Genomic DNA, 14,150 nt, shown 5'->3' on the forward strand with positions numbered 1-14,150 from the left:
GTGACGGTTGTCCGGCGTGAATTCGGACGATGCGCCGCCGGGACGGGGGCGCTATTCCACCGTCACCGATTTGGCGAGGTTGCGCGGCTGATCGACATCCGTGCCTTTGGCGACCGCCGTGTAGTAGGCCAGATACTGCATCGGCACCGCATATACGATGGGCTGGAAGATGCCGCCCCCGCTGGGCATGGTCAGACCCGCACGGATCCCGTCGCCGCTTTCCTCGATCCCTGCGGCGTCGGAGACCAGAAGCACCTGACCGTGCCGGGCCATGACCTCCTGCATATTGGAGATGGTCTTTTCGAACAGAGCATCGCGCGGAGCGACGACGACCACGGGCATATGCTGGTCGATGAGTGCAATCGGTCCGTGTTTCAACTCGCCCGAGGCATAGCCTTCCGCATGAATATAGCTCAGCTCTTTCAATTTGAGCGCACCTTCGAGGGCGACGGGATAGAGCGGACCGCGCCCCAGGAACAGCACATCATCGGTTTCCGACAACCAGCCCGCCAACCGCTCGCATTCATCCGCCGTGCCAAGCGCCTGATTCACCAGCGCCGGGATGGAGCGCAGATCGCCCAGATGCGCGGCCAGCCCCGCATCGTCGATGACGCCACGGTCCTTCGCCGCCTTCAGCGCCAGCACGGCCAGAACCGCAAGCTGGCAGGTGAAGGCTTTCGACGACGCCACGCAAACCTCGATCCCGGCCAGCGTCGGCAGGGCGATGTCGGTGTCGCGGGCGATGGCGGAGGTGCCGACATTGACCACGCCGATGGTCTTGGCGACCTTCTCGCGCGAATAATGCAGCGCCGCTAGCGTGTCGGCGGTTTCGCCGGACTGGCTGATGAACACGCCCCAGCTTTTCGCCGAAAGCGGCGGCTCGCGATACCGGAACTCGGAGGCGACATCGAGATCGCAGGGAAGGCCCGCCAGCTTCTCGAACCAGTATTTCGCAACGAAACCGGCCAGATAGGCCGTGCCGCAACCGACCAGTGTCAGCCGGTCGACACCCGCGAAATTGACCTCATCGGGCAGAACGATGCGGCCATCCTTTATGTAGTGGTTCAGCACATCGCCCAGAACCGAAGGCTGTTGGGCGATTTCCTTGGCCATGAAATGCCGGTAGCCGCCCTTGTCGATGGCCGTTGCGCCGACATCGATCTTTGCCGCATCGCGGTTGGCGAGATTGCCTGACGCGTCGTAGATCTCGACCGATTGCCGGGTCAGGACGGCGTGATCGCCATCTTCAAGATAGGTGATCCTGTCGGTAAACGGGGCGAGCGCGATTGCGTCGGAGCCGACAAACATCTCCCCCTCGCCATGACCGATGGCCAGCGGGCTGCCCTTGCGCGCGGCAATCATCAGATCGCCTTCGCCGTCGAACAGAAACGCGAGCGCAAATGCTCCGTGCAGCCGGGCGAGCGTCGCGCGCGCCGCCTCCACCGGGGACATGCCTTCCGCCAGATGGCGCGCGGTCAGCAGGGCGACGGTTTCGGTATCGGTCTCCGTCTCGGGCGCGAAACCGCAGGCGCTCAGCTCTTCGCGCAATTCCCGGAAATTCTCGATAATGCCGTTATGGACGACCGCGACCTTGCCGTGCCGGTGCGGGTGTGCATTGCCCTCCGTCGCGGCGCCGTGGGTGGCCCAGCGGGTATGGCCGATCCCGGATTGCCCCGACAGCGGTTCATTCACCAGCCGGTCGGACAGGTTGATGAGCTTGCCGACCGCGCGGCGCCGGTCCAGCGTGCCGTCCGCGTCAATCGTCGCCACCCCGGCACTGTCATAGCCGCGATATTCCAGCCGCTTCAGGGCCTCGACCAGTTGCGGCGCGACCTGATGGTTGCCGAGAATTCCGATAATGCCGCACATCAGTGTTTTCCCCTGCTCTTTTTCTGCTCACGAAGCGCCTGCATGATCCGCTTCGCCAGTCCCGGCTTGTTCGCCTGCCGCGCCCGTCCGAGGCCGAGCGCATCGGCGGGCACATCCATCGTGATGACGGAGCCGGAGCCGGTCATTGCGCCATCCCCGACACTCACCGGCGCGACCAGCATCGTGTCGGAGCCGATAAAGGCATTTGCCCCGATCTCCGTGCGATGCTTCATCACGCCGTCATAGTTGCAGGTGATCGTGCCCGCGCCGATATTGCTGTGCTCACCGATATGCGCGTCGCCAAGATAGGTCAGATGACCGACCTTCACCCCCTCGTCGAGGACGCTGTTCTTGACCTCCACGAAGTTGCCGACATGGACGTTGCCGCCAAGCTCTGCGCCCGGACGCAGGCGGGCGAACGGCCCGACCGTCGCGCCGCTTGAGATGTGGCAGCCTTCCAGATGACAGAAGCCGAGCACTTCGGCACCGCTTTCGATGGTCACTCCGGGTCCGAAGATGACGTTCGGGCCGATGACGGCGTCGCGGCCTACATGGGTGTCCAATGCGAACCAGACGGTGTCGGGCGCGGTCAGCGTGATCCCGTCCGCCAGCATCTCCGCCCGTCGGCGCGCCTGAAAGATCGCCTCCGCCTGCGCGAGTTCCACGCGGCTGTTCACGCCAAGCGTTTCGGCCTCGTCGCAGGTCACAACCGCCGCCCGATGACCCGCAGCGCGGGCGAGGCCGGGAATGTCGGTCAGGTAATATTCCCCCGATGCGTTATCATTGCCGAGCGCACCGATAAACTCACGCAGCAGCCCGGCGCTGGCTGCCATGACGCCGGAGTTGCACAGGCGGATGGCGCGGGTTGCCTCATCGGCATCCTTGAATTCCACGATCCGCGCCAGATCGCCATTTTCGTCCGTGACCAGACGGCCGTATCGACCGGGATCGGCAGCCTCGAAGCCCAGCACCACGACATCGGCGGTATGCGCGATCATCTGCGCCAGCGTGTCTTCGCTGATGAACGGTGTATCGCCGTAGAGCACGATCACCTTGCCGTTGAAATCGCTGAGCATGGGCAGCGCCTGTGCGACGGCGTGGCCGGTGCCAAGCTGCTCTGCCTGATGGGCAATCTGTACGTCCGGGTCCAGTTTGCCGACCGCCTGCATCACCAGCTCCGCGCCATGGCCGGCTACGACAATGGTCCGGGCCGGGTCGAGGCTTCGCGCGGCGGCGAGCGCGTGGCCGACCATCGGCACCGCGCCGACCTTGTGCAGCACCTTTGGCAGATCGGATTTCATCCGGCTGCCCTGTCCGGCCGCAAGGATGATTACGGCAACGTCATGATTTGGCTGGTCTGGCAATGTCGCGTCCCGCCCGATTATTTGCTGTTTCTTTGCTGGCGGTTTACCCCTTACCAAACCCGTGCCGCAAGCTTTCGTGGCATCACTAAATTTTACGAAAGGGACATAATGCGCGGTACTGTTGTATTCGACCTCGACGGAACACTGGCAGATACGGCTGGTGACCTGATCGCCTCGGCAAATGCGGTTCTGTCGCGGCGCGGCCTGAACGGTCTGGATCCTGTCGCGGATGCGCCGGTGGCGTTTGCGGGCGGTCGGGCGATGCTGCGTACAGGGTATGCGCGGGCGAGTGCGGCGATGCTGATCCCGCCGGGTGCCGAGGACGAGGATTTCCCGCTGCTGCTTGACGCATATGAAAATGCAATCGCCGTGCATACAAGGCTTTATCCGGGTGTCGAGGATGCCCTGACCGCGCTGGCAGATCACGGCCATATCCTGACCGTCTGCACCAACAAGCCGGAGGGGCTGGCAGAGAAGCTGCTGCGCGAGCTTGGTATTCGCGATGCGTTTTCTGCCCTGATCGGTGCGGATACGCTGCCGGTGCGGAAGCCCGACCCTTCGCCTTATCGTGAGGCGGTTCACCGGGCAGGCGGCGATGTGGCGCGGTCTTTTCTGCTGGGCGATACGGTGACTGACGTGAAAACCGCCGCCGCTGCCGGGGTCAGGGTCGCTCTGGTCGCTTTCGGGCCGGAGGGGCAGGGCATCTCACGGCTGAAGCCGGATGCCATGCTGGCCCATTTCGACGATCTGCCGGCGCTGGCCCGCGACTGGCTGGGCTGATCTCAGGTCGCGCCGAGGATTGTCCCGATCAGCGTACAGGCAAGCGTCGCATATCCGCCGTCGATCACGGTCAGCATCAGCGGGCGGCTGACATAGGAATTGTCGATCAGAACCCAGGGCGTCACGATCAGCGCGCCGATGACGAAACCAGTGCCCGCCCCGCCAAGCAGCGTATCCACATCAGCCAGCCCGAACAGCCAGTTCATTGCTGCGGCGACAACCACCATCGCGATGCCGGACACCAGATAAGGCAGCGGCGATTTGTTCACCGGTTTGCCGGTATTATCCACCTGAATGCCCGAGACCCGGACCCAGGGCCCGGACAGCATCATATACCAAAGCGCACCCGCAACCCACGCAACCACAGCGGCAGCAATAATAATGAACAAATCCATTTACACGTTACCTTTGACGATCACAGTGGTCGCTGACTACGCCATGCCCCCCAGTTCCATCAGCACGGCCCATTCCGCATCGCTGACCGGCTGGACCGAGAGGCGGGAGTTATTGACCAGCACCATATCCTTCAGCCGAGGCTCTTCCTTGGCTTGGTCCAGTGTAACAAACTTGGCCAGCGGTTTCACCGCCTTGATGTCGACGCATTCCCAGCGGGCGTCGTCTGTGGTCGAATCGGGATGTGCCTCTGCCACCACCTCGACAATACCGACGCATTCCTTGCCGATATTGGAGTGATACAGAACGCCGAGATCGCCCTTCTTCATCTCGCGCATATTGTTGCGCGCCTGATAATTGCGCACCCCGTCCCATTCCTCGCCCGTCTCGCCCTTGGCGACGAGGTCGTCCCAGCCGAACACGTTCGGTTCGGATTTGAACAGCCAATACGCCATCAGCCGATCACCTTTTTCCACTCGGTGATGCTGACGCTCTCGAACAGCCCGGCCTTGGCGTAGGGGTCGGCTGCGGCCCATGCCTTGGCTGCGGCCAGATCGGGGGCGTCCAGAATGACCAGCGATCCGGCCATCTGACCGTCCTCCAGCAGCGGGCCGGCCATGAAGACGATGCCGGTTTCGTTGATATAGTCGAGATGGGCGGGGCGGTTTTCCTGCCGGACGGGCAGCGCGCCCTCCTTGTCTTTGCAGATCACGGCGTAAAGCGGCATCATTCCTCCTTCAGCGGGCGGCGCAACAGTTCCAGAACGGTTTCTGCCACGCTGGCCCGCCCTTGGGCAAGCGCGGCGACAGCATCGGCAATCGGCATCGGGATATGGCGTTCGGCGGCAATCCGGCTGACGGCTTGCGCGGTCTTGGCCCCCTCCACCGTGATCGAGCCGTCGAATTCCTGCGCCGCGCCGAGCGCCTTGCCATAACGGAAATTCCGCGACTGCTCGGAGGTGGCGGTCAGGACCAGATCGCCCAATCCCGAAAGCCCGGCCAGCGTTTCCGCCCGCGCGCCAAGATCGACGGCGAGCCGTGTCATCTCGGCGAAACCCCGTGTGATCAGGGCGGCACGCGCGCTATCGCCGAAACCTGCGCCAATTGCCACGCCCGCTGCGATGGCGACGACATTTTTCAATGCTCCGCCCAGCTCCGCCCCACGCAGATCATCGGTCCGGTAGAGCCGCAATGCCGGTCTGGAGAGCGCATGTTGCAGCGCCTCGACATCGCTGTCCGCGCAGGCCAGCGTCAGCGCCGTCGGCAGACCGCGCGCAATATCGGCGGCGAAGCTGGGGCCGGTCAGGGTGGCGATACGCGCATTCGGGCAATGGGCCGCGATCAGCGTCGTGGGCGATTTGCCGCTCGACAGATCAATCCCCTTCGCCGTGTTTATCAGCGTGCGACCGTCCAGCGCCGCGCCATGCTGATCCAGAAACCCGCCAAGCGCCTGCGCGGGCAGGGCGAGGATCACCGTATCGCTCAACGCCGCGTCCAGATCATCGGTCAGGATGATGCTGTCGGGCAGGATCACCCCCGGAAGGCGCGGCATCTCCCGCCCCTCAGGCAGCCGCCGCGCCCAGAGCGTGACCGTCTCAGCCGATGACAGTGCCACGGCGAGAGCAGAGCCGAACGCGCCTGCGCCGATGATGGATGTCATTCGTCACCTCCAAACAGGTCAATATCGTGGCGGCGGCAGAACCGGATCAGGAAAGGCGTTTCGATCAGCAGAAACGTAACGGAGCTGAACACGAACCAGTTGGTATTGAACAGGATCAGGCTGAAACTCACGCCCTTGCCCGCGAATAACGTGCCTGCGGTCAGAAGCGACAACGCGGTCAGAACCGCATCGCTGCGGGCCATGGCCTTGCCGGTCTTTTGCGGCATAGACGGGTAGATACCCAGATATGCGATCAGCACGATGGTCGCATTGATGACGAGGATTTTTGCTTCCGGCGTCATGCCTTGGCACCCCGTTTTCCTGCGCCCAGCATTGGCGTGGCCTTCTGATCCAGCGGCCAGCGGGGGCGGGCGGCCAGATCCATGCCGTCGCGTTGGCCCAGCCGGAACGCCTCGATCCCCGCCCACGCGATCATCGCGGCGTTGTCGGTACACAGCTTTAACGGTGGCGCCAGAAAACGCGCGCCCGCCTCCGCCGCCACGGCCTCCAGAGCCGCCCGGATCGCGCCATTCGCCGCCACCCCGCCCGCAACCGCCAGAACCGGAACCGGCTGAGCCGACAGAGCGCGGCGAGTCTTTTCTGCCAGCACGTCAGCGACAGCGGCCTGAAACCCGGCGCAAAGATCGGCGCGATCCTGATGCGTCAGCCCCCCCTGCGTAGCGACCAGATCGTCGCGCGCACGAAGGACCGCCGTTTTCAGCCCGGAAAACGACATATCGCAACCGGCGCGGTCCAGCAGCGGGCGGGGGAGGGTAAAGCGCTTGGGATCACCATCCCGCGCCTCCGCCTCGACCGCAGGGCCGCCGGGCTGGGGCAGTCCCAGAAGCTTGGCGACCTTGTCGAAGGCCTCTCCCGGTGCGTCGTCGATGGTGCCGCCGAGCCGTGTGAACCCGTCCGGCCCGTCCACCCGCAAAAATTGACAATGCCCGCCAGAGACGAGCAGCATCAGATAGGGATACCCGATCCCGTCGGTCAGGCGCGGCGTCAGCGCGTGGCCCGCCAGATGGTTGACGCCGACCAGCGGCAGGCCCGCGCCGGCAGCGAGTCCCTTGGCCAGCATGACACCCGACATCACCCCGCCGATCAGCCCCGGACCGGCTGTGACGGCAATCCCGTCAATATCGCGCAGCGTCAGCCCGGATTCGCCAAGCGCGGCCTCCACGCAGAGATCCAGCTTTTCGGCATGTGCGCGCGCCGCGATCTCCGGCACCACGCCGCCGTAATCCGCATGAAGTGCCGTCTGGCCCGCAACGACGGATGACAGAATGCGCCGGTCCCCGCACACGACTGCCGCCGCCGTATCGTCGCAGCTGCTTTCGATGCCGAGGAAGGTGAGCGTCATTCTGTGGTCCTTTGCCGCGCGGAACTGGTCATCCGGCCCTTTATCCATTTAGCTATCCAGATAGCCCCCGGATCGCGGAGCCGCAATGAGCGCCCCAATTTGTCTTCTCACCCGCCCCGAACCGCAGTCGCGCGAGATCGCGGATCTGCTGCCGGGGACCGAATGCGTGATCTCCCCGATCCTGCGAATCGTTCCGCTGCAATTCGATGAGGCTCTCGTTCTGTCTGCACCGGGCTTCGTCTTCACCTCCGCGAATGCGGTCCCGTTCGCCGGGCCCGGTCGCGGACGTCCGGCGATCTGCGTCGGTCCGCAGACGGCAAATGCGGCGCGATCTGCCGGGTTTCAGGTCACCGAAGGACCGGGCGATGCCCAGCGAATGCAGCCTTTGCTGGAGGGGCTCGGGGACTGGCTGCATCTGCATGGCCAGCATCGGATCATGACGCTGCCGGTCAGGGCAATTGCCGTCTACGATCAGGTCGCTCAACCGTTGAACGAGGCGGCGCAGCACGTTCTGTCCGGGCGACGTCGGGTCATTCTGCCGCTTTTCTCCCCCCGATCCGCGAAGCTGTTGTCGTCGGAGACATCTTCTGCGATCGCACCGATCACCACGGTTGCCATCAGCGCGCAGGCCGATCGGGCCTTTACCGGGCCGGTCCGCATGCGCAAAATTGCCGCGCAGCCGGAACGTTCATCCGTTATCAAAGCCATAGAAGCTGTGATTTAGTCGGAACGAAGCCTGTTGCCGTGGGTTGAGGCGGAAAGGGGTGGTCGTTAAACTGCGCCTCATGGTGGTCCGGCTCTACCGTCGACCAGAGAACTCTTAGGGGGAAGCGACGTGGCCACGTCCGGCAAATCCAGTAAAAGCAGCAAATCCGACAAATCCAATTCGTCCAGAGAAAAGGGCGGCGAGACGAGGCAAGCGTCGACCACGCCCGTCGTGCCGTCAACCAAGGTCGAGACCGGGGGCGTTACGGTATCGCGCATCCCTCCGTCGCAACCGATCCAATCCGGTCTGGTCGGCGAGGCCGTCGATAATGTGAAGCCTGCCGCACGGAAGGCGACGGCGGCGAAAGCGGAAACCGCGACCGAACTTGCCAGCCGGGTGCCGTCGACGCCGCCGCGCAAGCCGGGTGCTGCCAGTGCAACGTCGGCGGAGGCGCCTGCGTCCACCTCGACCAGCCCGGCGGCGCAGGACCGGAAGGCGGATGCGCTGCCTCCGCCCCAGCAGCCCGGCCAGACGACTGTGGTCAAGAAAACCGGCTTCTGGCCGACCGCGCTTGGCGGCGTGGTCGCGGCAGCACTTGGGGCGGGTGCGGCTTATTACGCACTGCCGAAGCTTTCTTCCCCGGCTGGGGAACAGGCGCAACAAATTGATGCGGATGCGCTGACGACGGAAGCTGTCACGGCTGCAACAGAGGCAGCACGGGCTGAAATCGGAACGCTGCGCGAGGAAACCCTCGCCGCCGCGACCGAGGCTGCGACGACTGCGGGCAGCGAAGCAGGGACCGCCGCCGCCCAGCAGATCATCGCGGATATGCCGGAAGGCGCGGATACGACGACCGGGATGCAGGCCGCCTTGCAGGCCCAGGCTGACAAGATCGCAGCTCTTGAGGCCGCGCTGGCGGACCGTCCGGCTTCCGCCGAGCAGGCAACAAACGCTGCCGAGGAGCCGCAGGCTTCTGCCGATCTGATGGCCGAACTGAACTCGCTGCGCGAACAGCTTTCCGCTCAGCGGGAGGAGATCGCGGCACTGACCGACCGCCCGCAGATCAATCCGCAGGATGTCGAGCAGATACGGCAACTCGCAGCGGGGGCCGAATCGGTCAAGGCCGAAATAGACGCGGTCGCCTCGCAGGCGCAGGAACAACTCGCCGCCGTCCAGTCGGAGGCGGATGCCGCAACCCAGCGGGCACAGGCCGTCGCCTCGGTCGCTGCCATCGGTGCCGCGCTTGAGCGTGGCGGGTCGCCCGAGGAAGCCGTGCAGCAACTGGAAGAGGCCGGTATCGACGTGCCGGAGCCGCTTGCCGTAGGCGATCTGCCGACGCTTGACCAGATCCAGACGGAATATGACGCGGCCTCACGCGCGGCGCTTCGTGCTTCGCTGGAGGAAACATCGGGTGAGGGCGGCGCGATTGGTGCGGTTGGCACCTTCCTTCGGATGCAGACCGGCGCCCGCTCGGTCGAGCCGCGGGAGGGTGACGATCCGGACGCCGTGCTGTCGCGCGCTGGCGCGTTCGTCGCAAAAGGCGAACTGACCATCGCGCTTGACGAGCTTTCGGCGCTGCCTCCCGCCGGGCAGGATGCAATCGCCGATTGGAAAGCCCGGGCTGAAGCCTATATCGCCGCGCAAACGGCACTGAACGACGTCGCCACGACGCTGAACTGAGGGGATAATCATGCTGCTGACACTCCTGAAAGTCCTTCTGTTCTTCGCCGTGATTCTGGCGGTCGCACTGGGGCTGAACCATCTTTCCGCAACGTCCGAGGGCGTGCAGATCGTCCTTGGCGGGACCGAATATACGCTTGGCCCGATTCAGGCCGTCGTGGCGCTTCTGGTGCTGCTGGCGCTCACTTGGGTGATGTTCAAGCTGATCGGCATCCTGTGGGCGTTCCTGCGCTTCATCATGGGTGATGAAACCGCAATCAACCGTTACTTCGCACGCTCGCGCCGTGAGAAGGGTCTTGAGGCGCTGTCGCAAGGTCTGCTCGCCGTTGCCGCGGGTGAAGGGAAGCAGGCGCAGGAACATGCTAACCGGGCCGCGAAATATCTCGACGACACGCGGGCGACAAAACTGCTCTCCGCGCAGGCCGCCGAAGTCGCGGGCGACGAGGCGAAGGCGGAGACCTGCTATCGCGATATGCTCGACGATGACCGTACCCGCTTTGTCGGGATGCGCGGGCTGCTGAAGCATCGGCTTGCGGCTGGCGATACCGATACCGCGCTGCAACTGGCGCAGAAGGCCTATGCGCTGCGCCCGAAGAATGCGGATATGCAGAACACGCTGCTGGAATTGTCGACCAAGCAAGGCGACTGGAAGGGCGCGCGCGGCGTTTTGAAGGACAAGCGCAAGCAGGGCGAATTGCCGCAGGATGTCCATATCCGCCGCGATGCCGTTCTGGCCTTGCAGGAGGCGCGCGACGTGCTGTCCAAGGGCAACTCCGTCTCCGCGCGCGAGGCAGCGATCTCCGCTGCGAAAGCCTCGCCCGACCTGATCCCTGCCGTGGTGCTTGCAGCCCGCACGCAACTGGCGCAGCAGGATACGCGCGGCGCGGAGCGGCTGTTGGAGAAGGCGTGGTCCGTGCGTCCGCATCCCGACCTCGCCGCAGCCTATGCCGAGATCAAGCCGGACGAGACCCCGCAGCAGCGTCTGCGCCGTTTCGAATCGCTGATGAAGCGCAAGCCGGATGATCTGGAAACCCGGCTTCTGCGGGCCGAGTTGTTGCTGGCCAATGAAGATTTCCCCGGTGCGCGCCGTGCGCTTGGCGATCTGGCAGAGACGCATCCGACGACGCGGACGCTGTCAATCATGGCGGCAATCGAGCGTGGCGAAGGCGGCGACGATGCGGCGGTCCGGGCGTGGTTGGTCAAGGCCATGAATGCCTCGCGTGGACCGCAATGGGTCTGCGACAAATGCGAACACATCATGGAGGACTGGGCGCCGGTCTGCGAAAACTGCAGCGGGTTCGATACGCTGAGCTGGCGTGAGCCGGCGCAGAAGCGTTCCACCAATGTGGCAGGCGGGGCGGAATTGCTGCCATTGCTGATCGGCAAGCCAGAGCAGAAGGCCAGGGAAGATACCGCCGAGCCGGGTGAGAATGCCCGTGACGTCTCCGAACCGCCGCAGCCTGCCAAGGAAACCGCCGGTTCCGTGGTTGCCGATGTTGCGCCGGGTATGGTGCCGCGAGAATCAGATTTCGTGGATGAACCCAAGGGGGGCGAGGCGAAAAAGGCGTCGCCCGGCAACTCGGCCAGCAAGCCGAAGGATGCCGCGTCGCCTCAGCCGGAAGCTGTCGAACAGCAGAAGGAACCGGTCGCACAGGCTTCGGCAAAGATGAAGCCGGTGCCGGAGAAATCTCCTGCGCAAACACAGCCCATCACCGCGCCCGAACCCGTTCGCCCCGATGTCGACCTGCCCGAGGATGACAGCCTGCCCCCCGCCCGGGAAGCAGCGCGCCACGGCCCGGCAGTGGATGCGAGCGGCAATCCGGTGCGCCCCGATGTGGAACCGCTGGACCCGCCCGCAAGGTCGCGCTGACGGTTTTCCCGGTCCATCGGGCATGGTTGCGAAAAGGGTCTTTCACCCCGCGCCGGAACCTGCTATCCGGCGCGGCACACAGACAAAGCCGCTGTAGCTCAGCTGGTAGAGCACGTCATTCGTAATGATGGGGTCGGGGGTTCGAGTCCCTTCAGCGGCACCATGTCTGTTTTCCGCATCTGAAATATTAAATTTCGTTACCGGCCGTTGATCCAAGTCAATGTCGCGACCGAATCCCTTCGTTTTACTGGCTGGAACCATAAAGGGAGTGGATTGATTGCGGCTTACGGTTCGGACAAATCTGGCGATGCGGGTGCTGATGTATTGCGCCGTCAATCGACATCATCTCACCCGGTCGAGCGAGGTTGCGGCGGCGTGCAACGCCTCTCCGCATCACGTTGCGCAAGTGGTCAATCAACTCGCCGCTCAGGGGTTTCTGACAACGCATCGCGGACGCACGGGCGGGATCGAGCTGGCCCGTGACCCCGACAGCATCACCATCGGCGAGGTTTTCTCGGAATTCGAGGCGGCGTTGCCGCTGACCGAGTGTTTTGACGCAGAGGGGAATACCTGCCCCCTGACCACCGGATGCAGGCTGCGGGATGCGTTGATCGGCGCGGTTGCGGCGTTTTACCGCGAACTCAACCATATCACGCTGGAAGAGCTGGTTCAGGACAATATCAATCTGGAAACCGCGTTCTCCGGTGCCGGATGCGCGGCGATCAGGAAAGATCGGCAGCGCCGCAAGGATAAATATCTGCTGCAGGAATGATCTTTCGCCGCCGGTGATTTGTACCGTGGTCCCTTTGCCGGGATAGCCATCGCCCTCACTCTCCCCGGATTGTGTTTTTTTGTCGCCGATCCGCCAGTCGCATCGTTCGGCTGCTGCGCCGCCGCGAGGCGGATTTCTCAACATCCACAATATCATGATGAAATCGCCGGCCTGATCTGGCCCGTGCCGGATGCAGTTGCGGCATGTCCAAAAGGACAGATCAGTGTTTGACATTTGCGACAATTGGCGATGAATCTGGAGCAATTCCCCAGAACGGGGCGTCCAACAGACGGAGGAGAAAACGTGAAAACGACAATCCTGACTTCCGCGGCGATGATAGCGCTCACGACCGCAGCGGCGAATGCTCAGCTCATCTTCGAGCCGGGCGAGGATGATCGGTTCAACTGGGCCAGCTATGAGGAGTTTGCGGCCAGCCATACCGGCATGGACGGGCAAAGCCTGCAAGTCTTCGGCCCGTGGCTGGGCGGTGACAAGGATCTGTTCGAATCGGTCATTCCCTATTTCGAGGAAGCGACCGGGATCGAGGTCGAATATAACGGCTCCGACAGTTTCGAGCAGCAGATCGTGATCGACAGCGAGGCGGGATCGCCCCCAGATGTCGCGGTCTTCCCGCAGCCGGGTCTGGCCGCCGATCTGGCCGCCAAGGGCAGCCTCAAGCCGCTGGCGGATGATACCGCCGCTTGGCTGGCCGAAAACTACGCCGCCGGTGAGGACTGGGCGAAGCTCGTGACCTTCGCCGGGCCGGATGGCGAGGAAAAAGTCTACGGCTTCCCCTACAAGGCCGATGTGAAATCGCTGGTCTGGTATGTGCCGGAGAACTTCGAGGATGCCGGATACGAGGTGCCGGAAAGTTACGAGGATCTGAAGGCCCTGACCGAGCAGATCGTGGAGGACGGCGAAACCCCGTGGTGCATCGGTCTGGGGTCAGGCGGCGCAACCGGCTGGCCCGCAACCGACTGGGTCGAAGATCTGATGCTGCGGATGAACCCGCCGGAGGATTACGACGCCTGGGTCACGAATGAATTGCCGTTCAACGATCCTGAAATCGTGGCCGTGATCGACGAATTCGGCTGGTTCGCGAAGAATGACGATTTCGTCGCTGGCGGTGCGGGCGCGGTTTCTTCGACCGATTTCCGTGACAGCCCGAAGGGCCTCTTCGATTATCCGCCGGCCTGCTACATGCATCGTCAGGCGAGCTTTATCCCGACCTTCTTCCCCGATGGCATGGAAGCTGGCGTCGACGGGGATTTCTTCTATTTCCCGGCCTCGGCAGAGGTTGATCTGGGCCAGCCGGTTCTGGGTGGCGGCACGACCTTCTCGGTCCTGACGGATAACGAGGCGGCGATGGCGTTCATCGACTTCCTGCGCACCCCGATCGCGCATGAGGTCTGGATGGCGCAGAAAGGCTTCATCACCCCGCATAACGGCGTCGACCCGGAGATTTACGGCGATGACACGTTGAAACGCATGGGGCAGATCCTGCTCGACGCGACGACCTTCCGTTTCGACGGTTCGGACCTGATGCCGGGGGCAATCGGTGCCGGGGCGTTCTGGACCGGCATGGTCGATTTCGTCGGCGGTCAGTCCGCGCAGGAAGCGGCGGATGCGATCCAGGGCACCTGGGACACGCTGAAGTAACGAGTGATCTGCGCCCGGCCGCGCATAAGGCCGGG

The 14,150-nt window shown here is 63.8% G+C and carries 14 protein-coding genes and 1 tRNA gene; 7 read left to right on the forward strand and 8 right to left on the reverse strand.

The genetic code is table 11. The annotated features are described in order from the left end of the window. Window positions 1-51: 51 nt before the first annotated feature. On the reverse strand, window positions 52-1,869 hold the full coding sequence (gene glmS, locus PAF12_RS01385; RefSeq protein WP_271108235.1) for a glutamine--fructose-6-phosphate transaminase (isomerizing): 1,818 nt from the start codon (window positions 1,867-1,869) through the stop codon (window positions 52-54). Further along, the gene (gene glmU / locus PAF12_RS01390) at window positions 1,869-3,233 is read right to left on the reverse strand and encodes a bifunctional UDP-N-acetylglucosamine diphosphorylase/glucosamine-1-phosphate N-acetyltransferase GlmU (protein WP_271108236.1); all 1,365 of its coding nucleotides are present in this window, start codon (window positions 3,231-3,233) and stop codon (window positions 1,869-1,871) included. Before glmU ends, glmS begins: the two co-directional genes overlap by 1 nt. 108 nt (window positions 3,234-3,341) lie before the next feature. Here glmU and PAF12_RS01395 point away from each other — a divergent pair, with 108 nt between their 5' ends. After that, the gene (locus PAF12_RS01395; RefSeq protein ID WP_271108237.1) at window positions 3,342-4,013 is read left to right on the forward strand and encodes an HAD-IA family hydrolase; all 672 of its coding nucleotides are present in this window, start codon (window positions 3,342-3,344) and stop codon (window positions 4,011-4,013) included. A gap of 2 nt (window positions 4,014-4,015) precedes the next feature. Here the strand turns inward: PAF12_RS01395 and PAF12_RS01400 are convergent, their stop codons facing one another. Genes PAF12_RS01400 through tsaD form a run of 6 tightly spaced genes read right to left on the reverse strand, consistent with a single transcriptional unit; the run spans window position 4,016 to window position 7,428 of the window. Continuing rightward, on the reverse strand, window positions 4,016-4,408 hold the full coding sequence (locus PAF12_RS01400; RefSeq protein WP_271108238.1) for a DUF1761 domain-containing protein: 393 nt from the start codon (window positions 4,406-4,408) through the stop codon (window positions 4,016-4,018). Window positions 4,409-4,444: 36 nt separating this feature from the next. Further along, complete coding sequence (locus PAF12_RS01405; protein WP_271108239.1) at window positions 4,445-4,861, reverse strand: EVE domain-containing protein; 417 nt, start codon at window positions 4,859-4,861, stop codon at window positions 4,445-4,447. Continuing rightward, complete coding sequence (locus PAF12_RS01410; protein WP_271108240.1) at window positions 4,861-5,136, reverse strand: YciI family protein; 276 nt, start codon at window positions 5,134-5,136, stop codon at window positions 4,861-4,863. The genes PAF12_RS01405 and PAF12_RS01410 overlap by 1 nt, the downstream gene beginning before the upstream one ends. Then, entirely contained in the window at window positions 5,133-6,065 is a 933-nt protein-coding gene (locus PAF12_RS01415) for an NAD(P)H-dependent glycerol-3-phosphate dehydrogenase (RefSeq protein ID WP_271108241.1), read from the reverse strand. Before PAF12_RS01415 ends, PAF12_RS01410 begins: the two co-directional genes overlap by 4 nt. Further along, window positions 6,062-6,367 carry a hypothetical protein gene (locus PAF12_RS01420; RefSeq protein ID WP_271108242.1) on the reverse strand — a complete coding sequence of 102 codons (306 nt, stop codon included), beginning with the start codon at window positions 6,365-6,367 and terminating at the stop codon, window positions 6,062-6,064. Before PAF12_RS01420 ends, PAF12_RS01415 begins: the two co-directional genes overlap by 4 nt. Continuing rightward, window positions 6,364-7,428 (reverse strand): tRNA (adenosine(37)-N6)-threonylcarbamoyltransferase complex transferase subunit TsaD, encoded by a 1,065-nt coding sequence (gene tsaD, locus PAF12_RS01425; protein ID WP_271108243.1) that lies wholly within the window; start codon window positions 7,426-7,428, stop codon window positions 6,364-6,366. The genes PAF12_RS01420 and tsaD overlap by 4 nt, the downstream gene beginning before the upstream one ends. A gap of 85 nt (window positions 7,429-7,513) precedes the next feature. On the opposite strand from tsaD, the gene PAF12_RS01430 reads away from it, so the two are divergent. From PAF12_RS01430 to PAF12_RS01455, 6 genes are all read left to right on the forward strand, one after another. Then, complete coding sequence (locus tag PAF12_RS01430) at window positions 7,514-8,152, forward strand: uroporphyrinogen-III synthase (protein ID WP_271108244.1); 639 nt, start codon at window positions 7,514-7,516, stop codon at window positions 8,150-8,152. A 111-nt stretch (window positions 8,153-8,263) separates the two neighbouring features. Further along, window positions 8,264-9,814, forward strand: a complete 1,551-nt coding sequence (locus tag PAF12_RS01435; protein WP_271108245.1) for a COG4223 family protein — start codon at window positions 8,264-8,266, stop codon at window positions 9,812-9,814. Window positions 9,815-9,824: 10 nt separating this feature from the next. Further along, window positions 9,825-11,684: a heme biosynthesis protein HemY gene (locus PAF12_RS01440; protein ID WP_271108246.1), complete on the forward strand. Its 1,860-nt coding sequence runs from the start codon at window positions 9,825-9,827 to the stop codon at window positions 11,682-11,684. A gap of 87 nt (window positions 11,685-11,771) precedes the next feature. Then, a tRNA-Thr gene (locus PAF12_RS01445) sits at window positions 11,772-11,847 on the forward strand. 114 nt (window positions 11,848-11,961) lie between these two features. Next, entirely contained in the window at window positions 11,962-12,456 is a 495-nt protein-coding gene (locus tag PAF12_RS01450) for an Rrf2 family transcriptional regulator (protein ID WP_271108247.1), read from the forward strand. A gap of 303 nt (window positions 12,457-12,759) precedes the next feature. Next, window positions 12,760-14,115: an ABC transporter substrate-binding protein gene (locus PAF12_RS01455; RefSeq protein WP_271108248.1), complete on the forward strand. Its 1,356-nt coding sequence runs from the start codon at window positions 12,760-12,762 to the stop codon at window positions 14,113-14,115. The last annotated feature ends 35 nt before the right edge of the window (window positions 14,116-14,150 follow it).

The organism is Paracoccus sp. SCSIO 75233 (assembly GCF_027912675.1).
Lineage (GTDB): Bacteria > Pseudomonadota > Alphaproteobacteria > Rhodobacterales > Rhodobacteraceae > Paracoccus.